The sequence below is a fragment of the Ruegeria sp. BHSC037 genome (genome assembly GCF_059613045.1).
On sequence record NZ_JBXWRT010000011.1, the window covers coordinates 37,930 to 57,999 of the forward strand.

Genomic DNA, 20,070 nt, shown 5'->3' on the forward strand with positions numbered 1-20,070 from the left:
CCCTTCAGACCTTGATGTTGGTGAGGATGCGCATCACGATCAGGTTCAAGGTCAGCATGATGCCGACAACGAAGCAGGCCGGGATGAACCACGGGTGATCAAGGACCGAGTCATAATAATTTGGGTCCTTCACCAGGATAAACAGCAGGCAGCCGACAGGGAACCCTGACAGAAACTTGCCCGACCATTGTGCCTCGGCGGTGATGGCCTTGACGCGCCGAAACAGACGGAAGCGGGCCCGGATCACCTTGGCAAGACCGGCAAGGATTTCGGCCAGGTTGCCGCCGGACTGCTGTTGAATACCCACCGCAACGGCCAAGAAGCGAAGGTCCTGCATGTCCAGACGCTCGGCCATGTCCTTGAGCGCTTCGCCCACGTCGCGGCCATAGGCGCATTCGTCGGCGATCACACCAAATTCGGTACCCAACGGGTCTTCGACCTCGTTGGCGACGATCTGGACGGACGATACGAACGGGTTGCCCACCCGCAGCGAGCGCACCATCAGTTCGACCGCATCCGGCAGTTGTTCCTCCAGCATGGCCATCCGCTTTTTGGCCTTGCTGTTCACCCAAGCATAGACCGCACCGACCCCGATCGCCACCGACAGCGCAACCCGCAACAGTGTCTCGGTGCGGGTGCCGATGCTCAGCCCCATGAAGGCAACGATCGACAGCAGGGCCATCATCATGATCAACTGGCGCGGGCTGAAGGCGATCGCTGCCTTTTGCGCCTTGTCGGCCAACAGGGAATAGAGCGGGATGCTCTGCGATTTCATGTGCTGCTGCATTTCCTTGCGCAGCTGTTCCAGCACCTGTTCGCGACCGACACCCTTGTCAAGCATGTCCAGACGGCGATTGACCTTGCTGTTCAGGCTGATGGACTTGCCGAAAGCCACCAGATAGATGCCTTCGACCAGCGCCAGAACCCCGACGAAGATCGCGACATAGATGAGCGCCTCGGTAGGCAGTTGCATGTCCGGCTCTCCTACATGGTCGTCGGTTCATAGATCGATGCGGGCAGGTCATACCCCCAAAGACGGAACCGTTCCGAATAGTGGCTGCGTACGCCCGTGGCCGTGAAGTGACCGATGATCTTGTTATCGGGTGTCAGGCCAACGCGTTGAAAACGAAAGATTTCCTGCATCGAGATCACGTCACCTTCCATGCCTGTAATCTCGGTGATCGAGGTCATGCGGCGCGAGCCGTCCTGCAGGCGGCTGGCCTGCACGATCAGGTTCACGGCGCTTGCGATCTGGCTGCGCACGGCCTTGATCGGCATTTCGATCCCGGCCATCGCGATCATGTTTTCCAGACGCGAGATACCGTCGCGGGCCGAGTTGGCGTGGATCGTGGTCATCGAGCCGTCGTGGCCGGTGTTCATGGCCTGCAACATGTCGATCACCTCGGCGCCGCGTGTCTCGCCGACGATGATGCGGTCGGGGCGCATCCGCAGGGCGTTCTTCAGACAGTCGCGCGGGCTGACTTCGCCCTTGCCTTCCACGTTGGGCGGGCGGCTTTCCATCCGGCCAACATGGGTCTGCTGCAGCTGCAGTTCCGCCGTGTCCTCGATGGTCAGGATGCGTTCGGCATCGTCGATGAAGCTGGACAAAGCGTTCAGCGTGGTGGTCTTACCCGAGCCGGTACCACCCGACACGATGATGTTTAGGCGGGTGGACACCGCGGCCTGAAGATAAGCGGCCATTTCCTCGGTAAAGGCGCCGAATTTCACAAGGTCGTCGATGCTGAGCTTGTCTTTCTTGAATTTCCGGATCGACACCAGCGATCCATCCACCGCGATCGGGGGGACCATCGCGTTGAAACGCGACCCATCTGCCAGGCGGGCGTCAACATAGGGGTTCGACTCATCGACACGCCGGCCCACGGCCGACACGATCTTGTCGATGATCCGCATCAGGTGCTTTTCATCCTTGAAGGTGACGTCGCTCAGCTCTAGTTTGCCGAACCGTTCGACAAAGATCTGATGCGGGCCGTTGACCAGAATATCGCTGACCGTGTCGTCCTGCAGCAGCGTTTCCAGAGGACCGAGTCCGGTCACCTCGTCATACAGCTCTTTGTTCAGCTGCGAGCGGTCTTCGCGGTTAAGAACGATGTTCTTGGCTTCCAGGACTTCGCTTGCGATGGCGCTGATCTCGGCCCGAAGTTCCGCCTCGGAGGCGTTTTCCAGCGCAGCCAGGTTCAGGTTTTCCAGAAGCTCGCGATGCAGCTCGATCTTGATTTCGCTCAGGCGCTCTTTGCGCTTGCGCTCGCGGTCCATTCCCTTGACTTCGCCCTGTTTTTTGACCGCGGGCTTGCGCGCGACGGCCGTCGAAGATGACGGCTGGGCCGAGCTGGCAGGTGCTTCCGGCGACTTGGCGTTCTCGGTCGGCGTGGCCACCGGCTGAGCGGCTGGTTGCTTCTTGTATCGTGAAAACACGGCGGCTCCTCCCCTTGGGGGCTGTGATTATGCGGCCTCGGCGCTGTTGCTGCCGAGGCTGTGCAATGACTGAGCAAGTTTGGCGATTTCCCGACGCAGCGGGTTCTTGGCGGCGGAATTGGCCAGCGGCAATCCGTGATCGCCGGCCTGAAGAACCGGTTTGCCACCATCCGGCAGCTGCAGGTCGATTGAAATGCCCAGGCTTTCGCCCATGCGCTTGACCCGGCTCTTGCCATTGAGATCGGTGAATTTCGGCGCGCGGTTCAGCGCGAAACGCAACTTGTTGAAGGGCAGTTCCTCGGCCTGAAGCGCCCGCTTGAGACGCAGCGCGTTCTGGGCCGAGCGCATGTCGAGTTCGATCAGGGCGAAGTACACATGTGCAGCCTGCAACACCGTTTCGGACCAATGCACCAGCGTCTTGGGCATGTCGATCAGAACGTAGTCATAGTGTTTGCGGGCCATGTCGATCACGCGCTGAATATCTTCGGGCGTGAGAAGGTCCAGCGGCACCATGTCCGACGGGGCCGTCAGCACGTCGAGCTTGTCATCGAATTTCTGCAGCGCCTGTGCGAACACGTCATCATCCATGGCGGCCGTGTCCGACAGCATCTCGAACACGGCTTCGCGGCGGGGAAGATCCAGATAGGTCGATACGGTCCCGTACTGAAGATCAAGGTCGATCAGGCAGACCCGAGGGGCATCCTTGCCCGAAACGGTCGCAAGTTCCCAGGCAAGGTTCACCGCCATGGTCGTGGCGCCGACGCCGCCGGCCAATCCTTGAACCACCAGAAGCGCGCCTTCCTTCGGCGACCCGGCCGCCAGCGGCACAGCGGTTGGTTGCGGCACCGGTTCGGGATCGGGCTGGTTTATTCGGTCGATGGCTTCTTGCAACTCGTTTTCCGGCAGAGGGTAGGGAACGAACTCGTCCGCCCCCTTGCGCAGCAGTTGATGCAGCGCCGCCGGCGTGACGTCTTCGGCGATCAGAACAACCTTGATGTTTTTGTCCTTGGCCTTCGTGATGATCTCGCCCATCAGCGTCAGATCGTCTTCATCCTCGCCATCGATGGCCAGAGCCACGAATTGAAGGGATTCGGCTTCGGGTTGGTTGAAAAAGGCAAGCGCTTCGGCAAAACCAAGATCACCCCAGCGTTCACCCAGGGCGGTTTCCATGTCCTCGATCAGCAGGTCGAAGTTCTGCACGTCCCGGCTGATCGTACATGCCAGAATGGCGGTATCATCATTTTGCGGCGTGGCGCTCGTCATTAACACAATCCTCGTCGTAGGAGCGCAGCAAACGTCGATACGGTCGAGAATCGTGTGTCGGTTTGCTGTCGCCCTGTTGCGGCCAATTTCGGCCGCAGGTCACCCAATTGTTCACAATGTCGCTTGGAACTGGGGCAAGAATGGGGCGCAAAAAAACCAATTGTAGGGAAACGGGCGACGATGTCGCCCGATTTCCAATTATTGTTCGCTGGTCTCGCCCAGCGCCGTCTCGCGGCTCAACTTGCTCGGGTAGGTCGCGCTTTCGACATACTCGCGATAGATGACCTCGGCGTATTTCCCATCCAGGATGTTGGGATGGCGGTCCACAAGGCCGGATACCTCGGTCACGGTGCGCCGGTTGCGGCGGTCGCGATTCGGTGTCGCCACCAAAGGCTTGGTCTTGCCGAACGACACCAACGCCTCGAGGCGCGCGCGTGAGATCCCCTGCTGAACAAGGAAATTCACCGCCGCATTCGCGCGGCGCAGACCCAGGTTGTAGTTGTAGCTCTGCGAGCCGACCGCATCCGTGTGTCCATAGACGCGGAACCGGGCTTCGGGGAACTGTTTGATCCAGTTGGCCTGCTGCAAGAGGATCCGGCGCGCCGACTCGTCCAACTGGGCGCTGTCGAAGGCAAAGTTGATTTGGGTCGGGACCTCGGCCGCGAAGCGCTGAGCCAGGATCTGGCCATAGGACAACTCGCCGTTCATGACCTGAACGTTGTTCAGGGTCGCATTGCCAAAGGCGCCTTGGTCGATCTCGTAGCCGGCTTCTCGGGTGCAGTTGGCAACCGCGACTGCAAGACCCAGTGTGATCATCCACTTTTGCATTGGTCTGTCCTCCCTATCAGTCCAGGACATAGCCGTAGGAACTGCCGAAATCCTGTTTGGCAACTTCCGACGCCGCGCCGTTGCCCGTGCGCTCGGTGCGGGCTACACGACCATTGACGAAAAGGTCGAATTCGCTTGGCGGTTTGACCCGATCCGTGGGCAAGGCCAGCGCTTCGCCGCGCGTCGGCGACACAAGATGCGCGGTGATGATGATCACCAGTTCGCTCTGCTCGCGCTGGTATTCGGCGCTTCGGAACAATGCGCCCAGCACTGGAACGTCGCCCAGCCAGGGGATCTGATTGCTCAGGTCGGTAAAGTCGTCCTGGATCAGGCCCGCGATCGCAAAACTTTCCCCGTCGCGCAGTTCAACCGTCGTGCTGGTCTGGCGCGTGATGAAACTGGGAACGTTGTCGCCGTTGATGGTGAAGTTCGAGCTGGTGTCGATGCTGGACACCGACGCGGCCATCTCGAGGTTGATCAGGTCACCGTCAACGACCCGCGGCACAAAGTCGATCTCGACGCCGAAGGCCTTGTATTCGATGGCAACCACGCCGTCATCCTGCGGCACGGGAATCGGAACCTCGCCACCGGCGAGGAACGTCGCCTCCTGGCCGGACAGGGCCGACAGGTTCGGTTCAGCCAAGCTGCGGGCCAAGCCTTTGGCTTCCAGCGCTTCGAGCAGCAGGCGAACCTGGGTCGACCCCGCGCCGAAGCCGAACAGGATGGCGCCCGTATTGGACTGGGCCACCGGAATGTTGTTGGCCAAGGCATTGGTCAGGGCGCCCTGGTTGTTCAGAGTGTTGATGCCGCCGGTCACGTCACCGCCGCCAAAGCCCAGTGAGGCTGACAGGTTCTTGGCCACCGAGCGGTTCATTTCGGCAAAGCGGACCTTCAGCATGACCTGCTGCACACCACCGACATTCATCAGGTTCGATACGCGTTCGGGGGCGTAGCGCTCGGCCAGTTCCAGTGCCCGCGCCAGCTTGGCCGAGCTGGAAACCGTGCCAGACAGCACGATCCCGTCATTGGCGGTGCGCACCTCGATCGGTTCGTTTGGCAGAATCTGCTTCAGGCGCTCTTTGAATTCGGTCACGTCCGGTGCGACCCGAACACGCACATTGGTGATCAGATTGCCGGCGCCGTCGAACAAGGTCAGCGTCGTCATGCCGGGCGCCTTGCCCAACACATAGATGGTGCGGTCCGAAAGCGACGAAATATCCGCGATGCCCGCATTCGCGATGCTGAGCTCCGCGAAAGGTGTTTCGCTTTCTACTACGATGGCGCGGTTGATCGGCACATCCAGCGTTTCCGCCGTACCTTTCTTGACCACGCGAAGATTTTCGGCCCAAGCGGCATCGAAGCCGGCCGGGCTCGTAACAAGCGCTACCCCCAAAAGGGTTGCGCCAATCCAGGAACGAAATGTCATGTGACCTGCCTCTCCGATCACCACTCAGTTTTTTGTGGGTCTGTTGCCCTATGATGGCGAACTGTGCGCGAATTCGGGTTTTATTGCAATAATCAAGGGTTTCCGGAATTTTCCTTATGTGGAGAATGGGCAACAACCAAAACGAGAGAAGCCGCGCACAAAGCGCGGCTTCATTCCGAATTTGGCTGGCAAGCTATTGAGCAAGCATCAGTTTGTGCAGGGGATCGGCGTCTCTACGATCTGATCGCCCCGGCGGGTCCGAATGGTGCAGACCTTCTCCTCTTGCTTGACCGGAGCTGGTGCGCTCTCCTTGATGCCCAACAGCTTACGCTGGTCCATTTCGATGGCGCTTGCGACGGTTTCATCCTGTACGCCCACCAAAGCCAGCGACAGCCGCCCGGTGTTTTGCGCCTGCGCCAGCGCCGCGATCTGTTCGGGGGTGGCGGCCACCGTCACCGTTCGGGCAATGGTCGTGCCCGTCACGTCGGAACCGGCCGTCTGGTCCACGGCGATCAATTCGATATTCGGCTGGATCAGGCGCGTGATCTCGCCGTTCGCGCCCTCGACCGCGCCCCGCAACGACCCGGTCCAGTACACATCGACCACATCCCCGGGGCGCAGGAAGCCCGAAACGCCCGAGGCCACGTCCACACTGATGGCAAAGGCGCGTTTGCCCTTTTCCAGCAACGAGGTCAGGCCGGCTGGTTCACCCGGTTTGGTGATCTTCACCGCCATGATGGCCTCGTCCTTTTCCATCGCACGCAAAACGAACCGCTCGTTCTGGCCCGTTTCGGGGAACAGCGCGGTCATGTCGGTGAACGTGCCTTCGGGAATCGCGTTTTCGGGCCATTCGACCACGCGCACATCCTCGGCGGTCAGCGGTTCACCATATTTCAGTTTGCGAGTCGAGACGATGACGCCCACGGTTGGCACCACGTCGACTTTGGCATTCGCGAGCGCCTCTTGAGCCGCCTGTCTTTCCCGGGCCAGTGCGTTTTGATACTCGGCAATGTAATTTCGGGCCATGTACACCGCGCCACCAGCTAGGGCGACCCCGATGATCAGGACAAGTCCAAAAACAGCTCGCATGCGTTCACCTCTTTATTTTGTTGGTCGCACGTGTATCGGCCCAAACAAGACATTGAAACAGCATATTTGATAAATCGGAATTGTGTCGAAATGTGGGACAAATTCCGGATTTTCGCCAGGGTTGTTGGAGAAACGCTCCAAGTGACGTCCCCGCGCAGCAAAGCGCCGCGCGAAATTCTGTCTGGTCAACCTTGGCAATGCCCGAGACTCACCCGGGAAGTGTTTCGAGGCCTCAACTTCCGCTGGTGCCCGCGGTCACGATTCCGCCGTTCCCTCCAGCGCTGGTGCCAGTGCTGACGGTTGAACCGCTCAAAGCGGTGTCAACGTTGCCACCCATGTTGGTGGTGGCCGTTTGAATGACCAGATATGTCACCATCGACAGTCCCACGACCAGCGCGGTTATGACAACCCAATCAACTGTGACGGCACCTTCTTCATCGCGAATGAAATCACTTGCAACTCGAATCATGGCGTATACCTCTTAACCGTCGGCGTCCCGTGTCTTGCGCGAACCGCGCAGCAGGTGCCGACCATACCGTTGCTTTCTTCTCCTCGTGCAACCCGGCTGCCCGTCCATGGCGGACAGCAGGTTGGCCGGGCGGGGAACTATGCTCGGTTCAACACACGAAGTCTTACGTTTTGGTTAAAAAAAAGGCCGCGCCAGTTTGGCGCGGCCCAGAATGCATGTTTCGGGGCTTAGCTGCCGCCGGTGCCGGTGCCTGCGGTGGTGATACCACCGGTTGCGCCGGCGTTGGTGCCGGTCGAAACGGTTGCACCGCTCAGAGCGCTGTTCACGTTGGTGGCCAGGCCGGTCGCGCCGCCCGAGATCTGCGTGTAGGCAACGGTGCCCAGGCCCACGACGGCCGCGGTCAGAACGACCCAGTCAACAGTCACGGCGCCGCTTTCGTCGTTGCGGAATTTTTTGAAGAGCTTGATCATGTTACGTCCCTCCTAAAGGATCACTAAGCTAATAAAACCTCGGGGTCTTTCCAGAGCGTCCTCTCTCAGTCTGCTCATGACCGTCTCGGTATGGCATTATGTTTGCCCTGCCCGCATGGCAGGATTTGGGCCAAACAGATGATTTTCTTCCGCGTGCTTAACTTTTTAGTCATTTTTCTTTCAACGCACTGAATTATAACAAAAAAAATTTTCTCATATCTTCGGGGCGGGGAGCGTTCCGATGCAAAATTGCGGCAAATGAGGCAAAAACGCCCCAATTCATGTGGTTTTTCTGGCCCGCAGCGCGGATTCGCGTAACAAATCAACGCCAAAAGAAGATGAGGCAGGCAAGATGAGAATCCCGAGCGTACTGACATGCGCCGGCGTATTGGCGTTTGCAGCAGCTTTCGTTGCACCGGCCCAGGCCACCGATATCGAACCGCGCGGCGTCTACAAACGGATCAAGGCGCCCAAACCGGGTGCGCGCCCGCATGTCACCGTCCAGATATCGGCCGAGGAACATGCCAAGGCGCCGTCGGCCCCCAGCACAGGCGCCACGCTTGTCGTGCCCGACATCATTGCCCGCACCAAAGTACCGGCGGCCAACCTTCCGCAGATCCAGCCCGAGAAAACGCCCGAAGGTGCATACAAGGCCTTCTGGGCGAGGATTTCGCCTGACATGGCCCAGGCTGGTCCGGGAAGGCTGGATCCAGCGCTTCAGGCGCTGGCAACGGTCGGGGTCGCTTCGCCGCGGCTTCAAACACTGCAGCGCATCGTCGAGCAGCGCGGCGTGGATATCCTGCGCTCGACCGTGGGCACCAAGGTATCGCCCGCTCTGGTGCTGGCGGTGATGTCGGTGGAGTCCGGCGGACGCGAGACGGCCGTCAGCTCGGCCGGGGCGCAGGGGTTGATGCAGCTGATGCCCGCCACCGCCAAGCGGTTCGGGGTGACTGACAGCATGCTGCCGGAGCAGAACATTGCCGGTGGCGTGAAATATCTCGACTGGTTGATGGGAGAGTTCGGGAGCGATCCGATCCTCGTGCTCGCCGGTTACAACGCAGGCGAGGGCGCGGTGCGCAAGCACAATGGCGTGCCGCCTTACGCTGAAACCCGCGACTATGTGCCCAAGGTGCTGGCGGCGTTCCAGGTCGCCCGCGCCTTGTGCGCCACACCTCCCGATCTTGTTTCCGACGGTTGCGTGTTTCAGACCATGAAGTGAAAAAGGCCCGCGCAATCGCGGGCCTTTTCAATTCCCAACGCCAACCGGGTCAAGCGACGATGGTCGCCTCGGTCGCCGCGCGCATGTCTTCTTCGGTGACGCCATCGGCCAGTTCTACGATCTTCAGGCCGCCTTCGACGACGTCCAGCACGCCCAGGTTGGTGATGATGCGGTCAACCACGCCCTTGCCGGTCAGCGGCAGGGTGCATTCCTTCAGCACCTTGCTGTCGCCGTGCTTGTTGGTGTGGTCCATCACAACGATGACCCGTCCGACCCCGGCCACCAGGTCCATCGCGCCGCCCATGCCCTTGACCAGCTTGCCCGGAATCATCCAGTTGGCCAGATCGCCTTTCTCGTCGACCTCCATCGCGCCCAAAATCGCCGCCGCGATCTTGCCGCCGCGGATCATGGCAAAAGACGTGGCGCTGTCGAAATAGGCGGTGCGGGGCAGTTCGGTGATGGTCTGTTTGCCGGCGTTGATCAGGTCGGGGTCCTCTTCGCCCTCATAGGGGAAGGGGCCCATGCCCAGCATGCCGTTTTCCGATTGCAGGGTGATGTCCTTGTCGCCCACATAGTTCGCCACCAGCGTCGGAATTCCGATGCCGAGGTTCACATACATGCCGTCTTCAAGTTCCTCGGCCGCACGCGCGGCCATCTGATTGCGGTCCCAGGGCATTACGCTTCCTCCTTCTTGCGGGTGGTGCGCTGTTCGATGCGCTTCTCGTGCTGACCTTGAATGACCCGGTGCACATAGATGCCGGGCAGGTGGATGCAGTCGGGATCCAGCGAACCTCGCGGCACGATCTCTTCGACCTCGGCCACGCAGATCTTGCCGCAGGTCGCCGCCGGCACGTTGAAGTTGCGGGCGGTCTTGCGGAACACCAAGTTGCCGGTGTCGTCGGCTTTCCATGCCTTGACGATGGCCAGATCGGCAAAGATCCCCTCCTCGAGGATGTAGGTCTCGCCGTTGAACTCCTTGTGCTCCTTGCCCTCGGCGATCACGGTGCCGACGCCGGTCTTGGTATAGAAGCCCGGGATACCCGCGCCGCCGGCGCGCATGCGCTCGGCCAAAGTACCTTGTGGGGTGAATTCCAGCTCAAGCTCGCCCGACAGGTACTGGCGCATGAATTCGGCGTTCTCACCGACATACGAGCTGATCATCTTCTTGACCTGCCGCGTCTGCAGCAGAATGCCGATGCCGAAATCGTCGACGCCTGCGTTGTTCGAGGCAAAGGTCAGATCCTTCACGCCCGACTCCTTGATCGCCTGCAGCAGCAATTCGGGAATGCCGCACAGGCCGAACCCGCCGGCCGCGATCAGCATGCCATCCCGAAGTATCCCATCGAGGGCCTCGGTGGCATTGGCATAGACTTTCTTCATGGAAAACTCCCCCAATGACATGGTGATGGGCAGGTTGTGCCGCCACGTCATTGGGAAGTCAATGAAACCTGCGGGCGGGTGGTATTTCTACCTAACCGCCCGCGGGGGCCGGGATCAGCCAGCTTTCTTCTTGGTGGCTTTCTTCTTGGGCGCGGCCTTTTTGCGGGTGCCTTTCTTGGCCGCCTTCTCATTGACCAGTTCCACCGCCATTTCGGGCGTAACGTCCTCGGGCTTGATGTCCTTGGGCAGGGTCGCGTTGACCTTTTCCCACTTCACATAAGGCCCATAGCGCCCGTCCAGAACCTGGATCGCGCCGCCATCGGGATGCTCGCCCAGTTCCTTCAGCGGTTTGGCCGCAGCCCGTCCCCGCCGCCCGGGGTTGGCGCGCTTTTCCGCCAACAGTTCGACGGCCCGGTTCATGCCGATTTCGAACACGTCGTTGGGATCCTTGAGATTGGCGTAGACCGGCTTCGCCTCGTCCGGTAGCTGGTGCATGATATAGGGACCGAAGCGCCCGAAATTGGCGCTGATCATACCGCCCTCGGGGTGTTCGCCAATCTCGCGCGGCAGGCTCAGAAGGGTCAGCGCCTTCTCAAGGTCCATGGCATCCTTGTTCCAGCCCTTCGGCAAAGAGGCGCGCGGCGGTTTCTTGTTCTCGCGCGTGGCTTCGCCGCGCTGGACATAGGGGCCGAAGCGTCCGGATTTCAGCCAGATCTCATCCTCGCCATCCATGCCCAGCAGACGTTCCTCGCCCTCGGCTCCTTCACCGGCGATGGGGCGGGTATAGGTGCATTCGGGGTAATTCCCGCAGCCCACGAATCCGCCGGTCCGCGAGGTTTTCAGATGCAGCCGTCCGACCCCGCATTTGGGGCAGATGCGCGGATCCAAGCCATCCTCGCGCGGGGGGTACAGCTGCGGGGCCAGCGCCTCGTCCAGCTTGTCGAGCACTTCTGAAATCCGCAACTCGGACGTCTCGGCGATCGCGGCCGAGAAATCGCGCCAGAACTTGGACAGCAGGTCCTTGTAGTCGCGGGCGCCGGCGCTCACCTCGTCCAGCTGCTCTTCGAGGTTGGCAGTGAATTCGTATCCCACATACTGGCGGAAGAAATTCAGCAAGAAGATCGTGACGATCCGGCCCTTTTCCTCGGGGATCAGGCGGTTCTTGTCCTTGCGGACGTAACCGCGGTCCTGAATCGTGGTGACGACCGAGGCATAGGTCGAGGGTCGCCCGATACCCAGTTCTTCCATCCGTTTGACTAGGGTCGCCTCGGTATAGCGCGGCGGGGGCTGGGTGTGGCGTTGCAGCGCCAGAACCGTCTGGTTGTCCGACAGGATGGCCTTCTTGTCCGCGCCGTCGGCGGTAGCCTTGTCAAACTGATCCTTCAGCGTGGTCTTGGCAAAGCGCGCCGGATCACCCTGCATGATCTGGGGCAGGCGCTTGTCATCCTCGTCCTCGACATCGTCGCGGCCTTCCTCGTAGACGCGCATGAAGCCGTCGAATAGCACGACCTGACCGGTGGCGCGCAGGCCGACCTGACCGTCATCGCTGCCGATTTCGACGGTGGTGCGTTCCAGCCGCGCGGCCGCCATCTGGCAGGCGATCGTACGTTTCCAGATCAGATCGTACAGCTTGCGCTGATCGTCATCCGACAGTTTCAGGGCGGCCGCATCCTTGGTCATGTCCGTGGGCCGGATGCATTCGTGCGCTTCCTGCGCGTTCTTGGCCTTGTTCTTGTACATGCGCGGGCTGTCCGGCACGTATTCGGCACCGAACCGGTCCTTGATCGCGTCCCGCGTGGCCGCCACGGCCTCGGGCGCCATGTCGATGCCGTCGGTTCGCATATAGGTAATGTGCCCGGCCTCGTACAAACGCTGGGCTACCTGCATCGTGTGGCGCGCGCCCATACCGAACTTGCGGCTGGCTTCCTGCTGCAGGGTCGAGGTCATGAACGGAGCGCTGGGGTTGCGCGCGGCCGGCTTGGCCTCGACCGAGGTCACGCTCAGCGCGCGGCTGGTGATGGCCTGCACTGCCAGTTCGGCCTGGGTGGCGTTGGCGATGTCATGCTTGTCCAGCTTTTTGCCGGCCAGCGTGACCAGCCGCGCCTCATAGGTTTGGCCGCGCGGCGTTTCGAACAGCGCCTTGACCGACCAATATTCGACGGGCTTGAACGCCTCGATCTCCATCTCGCGCTCGACGATCAGGCGCAGGCAGACCGATTGCACGCGTCCGGCCGATTTCGCGCCGGGCAGCTTGCGCCATAGAACCGGCGACAGGTTGAAGCCGACCAGATAGTCCAGCGCGCGCCGGGCCAGATACGCCTCGACCAGAGGCATGTCGACCTGGCGCGGGTTCTGCATCGCCTTGGTCACCGCATCCTTGGTGATGGCGTTGAAGGTCACGCGCCGAACCTCGGTGTCCTTCTTGATCGAGCGGCGTTTGGTCAGCGCCTCCTGCAGGTGCCAGCTAATCGCCTCGCCCTCGCGGTCGGGGTCGGTGGCCAGGATCAGCGCGTTGTCATCCTTGAGCGCATCCGCGATGGCCTTGACGTGTTTGCGGCTATCGGCGGCGACCTCCCATTTCATGGAAAAATCGTGGTCCGGATCGACCGATCCGTCTTTCGGAGGCAGGTCGCGAACATGGCCGTACGAAGCCAGAACCGTGTAGTCGGGGCCGAGATATTTGTTGATCGTTTTTGCCTTGGCCGGGGATTCTACAACAACTACAGGCATTTAGTCTAAAACCTCGCTCGACGGATTGGGCGGCATGTATGGCCGTGCAAGATGTGGAGGGCAAGGCGGATTTGTCAATGCACTGTATTGCGCGTCCGAATTCCGGTGCGCTGCGAGCCGGTGAAACGACAAATCGAACCCGGGTCAGACGGCCAGAGACAACAGCCCGCCCGCCTGTCTTTGGATGCGCCCCGCCAGCTCCAGTTCGACCAGAATCGGGCCGACGGCGCTGGCCGGAACCTGCACGTCCCGGATCAGTTGGTCTTCGGCCACCGGCGAAGGACCAAGGCGCGACAGGATCATGCCCTGCAAGTCGTCGGTCGAAATCGGATGCACGTGATCCGGAGCGGGCTGCGGGGCAGCGGACGCATCGAACAGATCGGTCGTCTGTGGAGGCAGGGCTTCGATCACGTCGTCGACCGATCGCACCAGCGTGGCGCCTTCGCGGATCAACAGGTTGCACCCCGCCGCGCGCGCGTCGAACGGATGGCCCGGCACGGCCAACACGTCGCGCCCCTGGTCCAGAGCGTCGCGCGCAGTGATCAGACTGCCGGATTTGGCAGCGGCTTCGACCACCACCACCGCCTGCGCCAGGCCCGAGATGATCCGGTTGCGACGGGGAAAATGCCGGGCTTGCGGGGTGACGCCCATGGGCTGTTCGGACAGGCGCAGACCCCGCAGCGCTATATCGCGGGCCAAATCCGTGTTCTCGGCCGGATAGATGACGTCGACACCACCGGCCATCACTGCGACCGTTCCAGATTCCAACGCGGCCTTGTGGGCAGCGGTATCGATTCCCCGCGCCAACCCCGAAACCACGACATAGCCTTGTGCGCCCAGCCCGTCTGCCAGTGCGCGGGCCATCCGTGCGCCCAACGACGAACAGTTCCGAGCCCCGACAAGGGCAATCATCTTCCGATGCAGGATTGACGTATCCCCAATTGCCCAAAGCAGGGGGGGCGCATCGGACAAGTCCGCCAGCATTGAGGGGTAGTCAGCCGAGCCAAGGCACAAAAGCCGCGCTTTGGCGGCTTTTGCGGCCTTGAGCTCTGCCTCGATCACGCCGGGTGGGCATGTTTCATACCCTTTGACTCCGGCAGCGCGTGCCACTTCCGGCAGCGCGGCCAGCGCATTCTGCGCCGAGCCATGTTCGTGCAGCAGGCGCCGGAACGTGGCCGGGCCGACCTTGCGCGAACGCATCAGACGAAGCCAAGAAAACCGGTCCTCTTCCGTGGTGGGTGGGAGTGGGGGGTGAATGGAAGATTGCTGCTCTTCGGTCATCCGTGGCTCCGCCTGATTGCAGAACTGGTTTACGGCTGGCCGGGTTAACAGCGCGTGAATCTCGAAAAATTTTAGGAGTTAAGGCGAGTGTTTTAGGCGTGATTGTCGATATAATATTGAAAAGATAACGAAAATTTTTTTCCTGCCTGGCGTCCGCGCGGGTGCGAAATGTTTGGAAGGGCGGCCCCGGTTAACCGAGCCGAGGCCGCACTGACCGTGGTTCGCCTCAGGCGGCAGACCCGCCCACGGTAAGGCCATCCATCAAAACGGTGGGCTGGCCCACACCGACCGGAACCCACTGGCCGTCCTTGCCGCAGGTTCCCATACCCGGATCCAACGCCATGTCATTGCCCAGACCCCGGATACGCTTCAGCGCCGACGGGCCGTCGCCGATCAGCGTCGCGCCCTTGACCGGGGCGCCGATCTTGCCGTTCTCGACCCGGTAGGCCTCGGTGCAGCTGAACACGAACTTGCCGTTTGTGATGTCGACCTGGCCGCCGCCGAAACCCACGGCCCAGATGCCGTCCTTGATCTCGGCAACCAGATCCGCCGGGTTGGCATCGCCGCCCAGCATGATCGTGTTGGTCATGCGCGGCATTGGCTTGTGCGCATAGCTTTGCCGCCGTCCGTTGCCGGTGGGGGTCACCCCCATCAGGCGCGCGTTCTGGCGGTCCTGCATGTAGCCGGTCAGGATCCCGTCCTCGATCAGCACGGTGCGCGAACTGGGCGTGCCCTCATCATCCACGGTGATCGAGCCCCGGCGATCGGGGATGGTCCCGTCATCCACCACGGTCACGCCCTTGGAGGCGATCCGCTGCCCCATCAGCCCGGCGAAGGCCGAACTGCCCTTGCGGTTGAAATCTCCTTCCAAGCCGTGGCCGATCGCCTCGTGCAACAGGATGCCAGGCCAGCCGGGGCCCAGTGCGACTTCCATCACGCCGGCCGGAGCTGGAACGGCGTCAAGGTTGACCAAGGCAATGCGCAAGGCTTCGCGGGCCTTGTCCTGCCAATCGGCCGGATCAAGCAGCCCGTCGAGCCCGACCCGTCCGCCGCCGCCGGCCGAACCGCTCTCGCGGCGGCCGTTCTGCTCGACGATGACCGAGACATTGACCCGCGTCATCGGGCGCACGTCGCGCACCAGGGTCCCGTCAGGGCGCAGGATCTCGACCTCCTGAACCGATGCGGCAATCACCGCGCTTACCTGAACAACGCGCGGATCAAGGTCGCGGGCGAAGCTGTCGATCTGGCGCAGGGTCTCGATCTTGACCGGAAAGCTGGCGGATTCGATCGGGTCCTCGTCGGTGTACAGTTTCTTGTTCGTCGCTCGCGGTGAGTCGGCAAGTGTCCCTCCACCATCCCCGACGGCCAGCCGCGCGGTTTCGGCCGCGCGTTTCAATGCCGGGATGGATACGTCGGTAGAATGGGCATATCCTGCTACTTCACCCTGAACCGCCCGCAGGCCGAACCCCTCGGACGCATCGTACGAGGCCGACCGCAGACGACCGTCATCAAAGACAAGAGATTCGGACTTTCGGCGCTCGACGAACAGCTCGCCGTCCTCGGCGCCATCGGTGGCTGACCGCAGCACGGCCAGCGCCTCGTCTTGCGGCAAAACGGTTTCGAACGGGCGAAACGGGGCGTGAGTCATTGGTTGCGGCCTTTCGGATTTGATCCAGATCAAAAATAGCGTCTGTTTGACGCAAGCATTTTGCTTTATCTAGCCCCCGGAATATGGTTTTTAACGCGGCCAAAGACAACGGGAGAGGTGTGACCGATTCACACCTGTTCGCCAGAGACGCAAAGATCAAACGATCAGGACAGAAAATGAAGAATGCTTTGATGCTTTCGGGGGTGTTCGCAGCCCTCTCCAGCCTTCCCGCCATGGCTCAGGACCTTGAGATCATCGGCAAGCCGGTCGACGGCGGCATGGGTTTCCAGCCCGCGGCCACCAGCCTGGCCGAAGGGATTCAACGCCTTGATGGCATGATTCTGGTGATCATCACCGCGATCTGTCTGCTGGTCGCAGGCCTGCTGGTCTATTGCATCGTGCGCTACAACCAGCGTGCAAACCCGACGCCGGCGCGATTCTCGCATTACACCCCGGTCGAGATCGCCTGGACCCTGGGCCCGATCCTGATTCTGGTTTTCATCGGGGCATTCTCGCTGCCGGTTCTGTTCAAGCAGCAGGAAATCCCCGAGGGTGACGTCGTCATCAAGGTGACCGGCAACCAGTGGTACTGGACCTACGAGTATGTCGATCACGAATTTGCCTTCGACAGCTATCTGTTGGGGCACCCCGCCACCCTGGACGAAAGCGCCCGTCCGGCCGATGCCGAAGTTACGCCGTTCGTTCTTGATGACGCGATGCGCGCCAAGCTGGCCGATGCCGGCTACAGCGAGGATGAGTGGCTGCTGGCCACCGACACCGCCGTCGTGGTGCCCGTCAACAAGGTGGTGGTGATGCAGGTCACCGCGGCCGACGTGATCCATTCGTGGACGATTCCGGCCTTTGGCGTCAAGCAGGACGGTATTCCGGGCCGCCTGGCCGAGCTATGGTTCAAGGCCGACAAGGAAGGCATCTATTTCGGTCAGTGTTCCGAGCTGTGCGGCAAGGACCACGCTTACATGCCGATCACCGTCAAGGTCGTCAGCGAAGAAGCCTATGAGGAATGGCTGAAATCGGCGCAGGAAGAATATGCCGGCTTGCCCGCGTCGTTCCAGATCGCTGCGAACTGACCGCCTTAGGGCCTGAGGCCCGATCGAAACCAAGGACAGGCTGCGCGGGTTTCGCGCAGCTTTCGCACCACAAGGACCTGTCATGACTGACGCGAGCATCAATGCCAGCACACTTGCCGCACAACCCCGTGCGGACGAGGCCGGCTTTGGCGACTATTTCGCGCTGCTCAAGCCGCGGGTGATGTCGCTTGTCGTGTTCACCGCGTTGGTGGGGCTGCTGGCCGCACCTGTGTCCGTGCACCCCTTCGTCGGGTTCTGCGCGATCCTGTTCATCGCCATCGGCGGCGGCGCCTCGGGTGCACTGAACATGTGGTGGGATGCGGATATCGACAAGGTAATGAAGCGCACCAAGGGTCGTCCGATCCCGTCGGGCAAGGTCGAACCCGGCGAGGCGATGGCGCTGGGCCTTGCCCTGTCGGGCCTGTCGGTGATCATGCTGGGCTTGGCGACCAACTGGTTCGCGGGCGCGTTTCTTGCCTTTACCATCTTTTTCTATGTCGTGATCTACACGATGTGGCTCAAGCGCCTGACACCGCAGAATATCGTGATCGGCGGCGCTGCGGGAGCGTTTCCCCCGGTGATTGGCTGGGTTGCCGCCACGGGTTCGATGACGCTCGAACCGTGGCTGATGTTTGCCCTGACCTTCATGTGGACACCGCCGCATTTCTGGGCGCTGGCGTTGTTCATGCGCTCGGATTATGACGACGCGGGCGTGCCGATGCTGACAGTGACGCATGGACGCCGCGCCACACGGACCCATATCCTAGTCTATACCGCATTGCTGGCCCTGCTGGCCGTGGGCACTGCTTTCTCGGGCATCGGTGGCCCGATTTACTTGGCTGTGGCCGTAGTTTTGAACGCGCTGTTCCTGCAGGGGGCCTGGGCCATCTCGCGTCGCACCGAAGACGATGCCGAGGCGGACAATTTCAAGGTCGAGCGCAGCTTTTTCAAGCTGTCGCTGCTGTACCTGTTCCTGCATTTCGGCGCGATTCTCGCCGAGGCGTTGCTGAAACCCTACGGGTTGGGAGGCTGGTCATGAGCCTGCGCAAAAGCCATGAGCTGCACCAGCGCCGGTTCGGCCGCAACCTGGGTGTTGGGCTGACGTTGGCGGCGTTCATCGTGATCATCTTCGGCCTGACCATCGTCAAGGTCTCGGGCAGCGATTTCGGTGTGTCCACCGAGGAGGTTCAGAACTGATGGCTTTGACCGGACCGCAGAAGACCGTTGCGCAGACCGTTGGTCTGGTTGTTCTGATGGGCAGCCTAGCCTGGGCGGCTGTGCCGTTTTACGACTGGTTCTGCCGGGTCACCGGGTTCGGGGGCACCACCGGAGTGGCTGAGGCCACGCCTGATGAGATCCTCGACCGTGTGGTGACCGTTCGCTTCGACGCGTCCAAGGCCAAAGACATGCCGTGGGAGTTCAAGCCCGTCGAGCGCGAGATGAAGGTGCGTATCGGCGAGACCGGTCTGGCGTTCTACGAGGCGTACAACCCGACGAACAAGCCAGTTGCGGGACAGGCATCGTACAACGTGACGCCCTATTCCGCCGGAGGATACTTCCAGAAAATCGCCTGTTTCTGCTTTGAAGAGCAGGTTCTGGAGCCCGGTGAGCGGGTCGAAATGCCCGTAACTTTCTTCGTCGACCCCGAAATGGTGGAAGACCCCGAAGCTCAGTATGTTCATACGATCACGCTGTCGTATACATTCTACGAAATCGACCTGCCCGAGGGCTATGCCGCCCTTGATGCGCAGGCAGAAACAAACACGAACTAACGCCTGTAGGTGAGGGACGCTGATGGCACACGCAAAAAACCACGATTACCACATTCTGGCCCCGTCGATCTGGCCGCTGATCGGCTCGATCGGTGGCTTCGTCATGCTGTTCGGAGCCGTCTTGTGGATGCACGGAGTGACGTCCTTCGTGTTCTGGGCCGGTCTTGTGGCGGTTCTGTACACGATGTTCGGCTGGTGGTCGGACGTGGTGGCCGAAAGCCGCGCCGGTGACCATACACCGGTCGTGCGCATCGGTCTACGCTATGGCTTCATCCTGTTCATCATGTCCGAGGTGATGTTCTTCTTTGCCTGGTTCTGGTCGTTCTTCAAGCATCGGATGTACCCGATGTACGAGTATGCCGGTACTGAATACGTCCAGCCGGATATCCACGCGGTGGATCCGTTCCACCTGCCGCTGATCAACACGCTGATCCTGCTGCTGTCGGGTTGTGCCGTGACCTGGGCACACCACGCCCTGGTGCACGAAAATGACCGCAAGGCACTGGTCCAGGGCCTGGCAATCGGCATCTTTCTTGGGGTCGTTTTTACGGCTTTGCAGGCCTATGAATATTTTGAACTGCTGGCCCACGAAGGATGGGAATTCGGCGGCGACCAGTTCTATTCGAACTTCTTCATGGCCACCGGCTTCCACGGTGCACATGTGATCATCGGCACCATCTTCCTGACGGTCTGTCTGATCCGTGCGATGCGGGGCGATTTCACTCCGGAAAAACACATCGGCTTCGAGGCGGCTGCCTGGTATTGGCATTTCGTCGACGTCGTCTGGCTGTTCCTGTTCTTCGCGGTTTACATTTGGGGCCAAGCACCGCTGATGTAACGCCCGCGAGGCTGTCGAATTGCAAAAGCCGCCCCTCGGGGCGGCTTTTTCTCGATCAGGGGCGCATGGGATTGCGCCCCGTACAATTGCACGGTTGCATTTCCGTGCGCACAGACCGTAACAAGACGCCGGCTTG

19 protein-coding genes are annotated in these 20,070 nt (G+C 61.1%); 6 read left to right on the forward strand and 13 right to left on the reverse strand.

Annotated features, from left to right (window positions below; all coding sequences use genetic code 11):
- Window positions 1–4: 4 nt before the first annotated feature.
- From AC2FMN_RS12020 to AC2FMN_RS12055, 8 genes are all read right to left on the reverse strand, one after another.
- Entirely contained in the window at window positions 5–973 is a 969-nt protein-coding gene (locus AC2FMN_RS12020; protein WP_496681400.1) for a type II secretion system F family protein, read from the reverse strand.
- Window positions 974–984: 11 nt separating this feature from the next.
- Window positions 985–2,433, reverse strand: coding sequence for a TadA family conjugal transfer-associated ATPase (locus AC2FMN_RS12025; RefSeq protein WP_496688413.1), 1,449 nt, complete (start codon window positions 2,431–2,433; stop codon window positions 985–987).
- Between the two features lie 27 nt (window positions 2,434–2,460).
- Complete coding sequence (locus AC2FMN_RS12030) at window positions 2,461–3,696, reverse strand: CpaE/TadZ family protein (RefSeq protein WP_496681406.1); 1,236 nt, start codon at window positions 3,694–3,696, stop codon at window positions 2,461–2,463.
- 198 nt (window positions 3,697–3,894) lie between these two features.
- Entirely contained in the window at window positions 3,895–4,524 is a 630-nt protein-coding gene (locus AC2FMN_RS12035) for an OmpA family protein (protein WP_496681407.1), read from the reverse strand.
- A 16-nt stretch (window positions 4,525–4,540) separates the two neighbouring features.
- Window positions 4,541–5,950 (reverse strand): type II and III secretion system protein family protein, encoded by a 1,410-nt coding sequence (locus tag AC2FMN_RS12040; protein ID WP_496688415.1) that lies wholly within the window; start codon window positions 5,948–5,950, stop codon window positions 4,541–4,543.
- Between the two features lie 207 nt (window positions 5,951–6,157).
- The gene (gene cpaB / locus AC2FMN_RS12045) at window positions 6,158–7,039 is read right to left on the reverse strand and encodes a Flp pilus assembly protein CpaB (RefSeq protein WP_496688417.1); all 882 of its coding nucleotides are present in this window, start codon (window positions 7,037–7,039) and stop codon (window positions 6,158–6,160) included.
- 232 nt (window positions 7,040–7,271) lie between these two features.
- Complete coding sequence (locus AC2FMN_RS12050) at window positions 7,272–7,508, reverse strand: Flp family type IVb pilin (RefSeq protein WP_496681412.1); 237 nt, start codon at window positions 7,506–7,508, stop codon at window positions 7,272–7,274.
- A 227-nt stretch (window positions 7,509–7,735) separates the two neighbouring features.
- A complete protein-coding gene (locus AC2FMN_RS12055) occupies window positions 7,736–7,978 on the reverse strand; it encodes a Flp family type IVb pilin (protein WP_496688419.1) in 243 nt (80 codons plus the stop codon).
- A 352-nt stretch (window positions 7,979–8,330) separates the two neighbouring features.
- On the opposite strand from AC2FMN_RS12055, the gene AC2FMN_RS12060 reads away from it, so the two are divergent.
- Complete coding sequence (locus AC2FMN_RS12060; RefSeq protein ID WP_496681417.1) at window positions 8,331–9,197, forward strand: lytic transglycosylase domain-containing protein; 867 nt, start codon at window positions 8,331–8,333, stop codon at window positions 9,195–9,197.
- Window positions 9,198–9,246: 49 nt separating this feature from the next.
- On the opposite strand, the gene AC2FMN_RS12065 is transcribed toward AC2FMN_RS12060, so the two are convergent.
- The 5 genes from AC2FMN_RS12065 to tldD form a co-directional block, all read right to left on the reverse strand.
- Window positions 9,247–9,873 (reverse strand): 3-oxoacid CoA-transferase subunit B, encoded by a 627-nt coding sequence (locus AC2FMN_RS12065; protein ID WP_490361858.1) that lies wholly within the window; start codon window positions 9,871–9,873, stop codon window positions 9,247–9,249.
- The gene (locus tag AC2FMN_RS12070) at window positions 9,873–10,577 is read right to left on the reverse strand and encodes a CoA transferase subunit A (protein WP_040634234.1); all 705 of its coding nucleotides are present in this window, start codon (window positions 10,575–10,577) and stop codon (window positions 9,873–9,875) included. The genes AC2FMN_RS12065 and AC2FMN_RS12070 overlap by 1 nt, the downstream gene beginning before the upstream one ends.
- Before the next feature lie 114 nt (window positions 10,578–10,691).
- On the reverse strand, window positions 10,692–13,307 hold the full coding sequence (gene topA, locus AC2FMN_RS12075; RefSeq protein WP_496688421.1) for a type I DNA topoisomerase: 2,616 nt from the start codon (window positions 13,305–13,307) through the stop codon (window positions 10,692–10,694).
- A 144-nt stretch (window positions 13,308–13,451) separates the two neighbouring features.
- Entirely contained in the window at window positions 13,452–14,588 is a 1,137-nt protein-coding gene (gene dprA, locus AC2FMN_RS12080) for a DNA-processing protein DprA (RefSeq protein ID WP_496688423.1), read from the reverse strand.
- Between the two features lie 226 nt (window positions 14,589–14,814).
- Complete coding sequence (gene tldD, locus AC2FMN_RS12085) at window positions 14,815–16,236, reverse strand: metalloprotease TldD (protein WP_496688425.1); 1,422 nt, start codon at window positions 16,234–16,236, stop codon at window positions 14,815–14,817.
- Window positions 16,237–16,412: 176 nt separating this feature from the next.
- On the opposite strand from tldD, the gene coxB reads away from it, so the two are divergent.
- The 5 genes from coxB to AC2FMN_RS12110 all read left to right on the forward strand — a co-directional run bounded on the left by coxB (window position 16,413) and on the right by AC2FMN_RS12110 (window position 19,934).
- Window positions 16,413–17,324, forward strand: coding sequence for a cytochrome c oxidase subunit II (coxB, locus tag AC2FMN_RS12090; protein WP_496681428.1), 912 nt, complete (start codon window positions 16,413–16,415; stop codon window positions 17,322–17,324).
- 82 nt (window positions 17,325–17,406) lie between these two features.
- Window positions 17,407–18,363 carry a heme o synthase gene (gene cyoE, locus AC2FMN_RS12095; protein ID WP_496681431.1) on the forward strand — a complete coding sequence of 319 codons (957 nt, stop codon included), beginning with the start codon at window positions 17,407–17,409 and terminating at the stop codon, window positions 18,361–18,363.
- The gene (locus AC2FMN_RS12100; protein WP_170587672.1) at window positions 18,360–18,521 is read left to right on the forward strand and encodes a cytochrome c oxidase system small membrane protein; all 162 of its coding nucleotides are present in this window, start codon (window positions 18,360–18,362) and stop codon (window positions 18,519–18,521) included. Before cyoE ends, AC2FMN_RS12100 begins: the two co-directional genes overlap by 4 nt.
- Window positions 18,521–19,096: a cytochrome c oxidase assembly protein gene (locus AC2FMN_RS12105; protein WP_496681434.1), complete on the forward strand. Its 576-nt coding sequence runs from the start codon at window positions 18,521–18,523 to the stop codon at window positions 19,094–19,096. The genes AC2FMN_RS12100 and AC2FMN_RS12105 overlap by 1 nt, the downstream gene beginning before the upstream one ends.
- Window positions 19,097–19,118: 22 nt before the next feature.
- A complete protein-coding gene (locus AC2FMN_RS12110; RefSeq protein ID WP_496681436.1) occupies window positions 19,119–19,934 on the forward strand; it encodes a cytochrome c oxidase subunit 3 in 816 nt (271 codons plus the stop codon).
- The last annotated feature ends 136 nt before the right edge of the window (window positions 19,935–20,070 follow it).

Coding starts and splice junctions, on each gene's coding strand:
- AC2FMN_RS12020 (WP_496681400.1), bottom strand. CDS start 973: ATGCAACTGCCTACCGAGGCGCTCATCTATGTCGCGATCTTCGTCGGG.
- AC2FMN_RS12105 (WP_496681434.1), top strand. CDS start 18,521: ATGGCTTTGACCGGACCGCAGAAGACCGTTGCGCAGACCGTTGGTCTG.
- AC2FMN_RS12070 (WP_040634234.1), bottom strand. CDS start 10,577: ATGAAGAAAGTCTATGCCAATGCCACCGAGGCCCTCGATGGGATACTT.
- AC2FMN_RS12050 (WP_496681412.1), bottom strand. CDS start 7,508: ATGATTCGAGTTGCAAGTGATTTCATTCGCGATGAAGAAGGTGCCGTC.
- topA (WP_496688421.1), bottom strand. CDS start 13,307: ATGCCTGTAGTTGTTGTAGAATCCCCGGCCAAGGCAAAAACGATCAAC.
- AC2FMN_RS12100 (WP_170587672.1), top strand. CDS start 18,360: ATGAGCCTGCGCAAAAGCCATGAGCTGCACCAGCGCCGGTTCGGCCGC.
- AC2FMN_RS12055 (WP_496688419.1), bottom strand. CDS start 7,978: ATGATCAAGCTCTTCAAAAAATTCCGCAACGACGAAAGCGGCGCCGTG.
- AC2FMN_RS12110 (WP_496681436.1), top strand. CDS start 19,119: ATGGCACACGCAAAAAACCACGATTACCACATTCTGGCCCCGTCGATC.
- tldD (WP_496688425.1), bottom strand. CDS start 16,236: ATGACTCACGCCCCGTTTCGCCCGTTCGAAACCGTTTTGCCGCAAGAC.
- dprA (WP_496688423.1), bottom strand. CDS start 14,588: ATGACCGAAGAGCAGCAATCTTCCATTCACCCCCCACTCCCACCCACC.
- AC2FMN_RS12040 (WP_496688415.1), bottom strand. CDS start 5,950: ATGACATTTCGTTCCTGGATTGGCGCAACCCTTTTGGGGGTAGCGCTT.
- cyoE (WP_496681431.1), top strand. CDS start 17,407: ATGACTGACGCGAGCATCAATGCCAGCACACTTGCCGCACAACCCCGT.
- AC2FMN_RS12035 (WP_496681407.1), bottom strand. CDS start 4,524: ATGCAAAAGTGGATGATCACACTGGGTCTTGCAGTCGCGGTTGCCAAC.
- AC2FMN_RS12030 (WP_496681406.1), bottom strand. CDS start 3,696: ATGACGAGCGCCACGCCGCAAAATGATGATACCGCCATTCTGGCATGT.
- AC2FMN_RS12060 (WP_496681417.1), top strand. CDS start 8,331: ATGAGAATCCCGAGCGTACTGACATGCGCCGGCGTATTGGCGTTTGCA.
- coxB (WP_496681428.1), top strand. CDS start 16,413: ATGAAGAATGCTTTGATGCTTTCGGGGGTGTTCGCAGCCCTCTCCAGC.
- cpaB (WP_496688417.1), bottom strand. CDS start 7,039: ATGCGAGCTGTTTTTGGACTTGTCCTGATCATCGGGGTCGCCCTAGCT.
- AC2FMN_RS12065 (WP_490361858.1), bottom strand. CDS start 9,873: ATGCCCTGGGACCGCAATCAGATGGCCGCGCGTGCGGCCGAGGAACTT.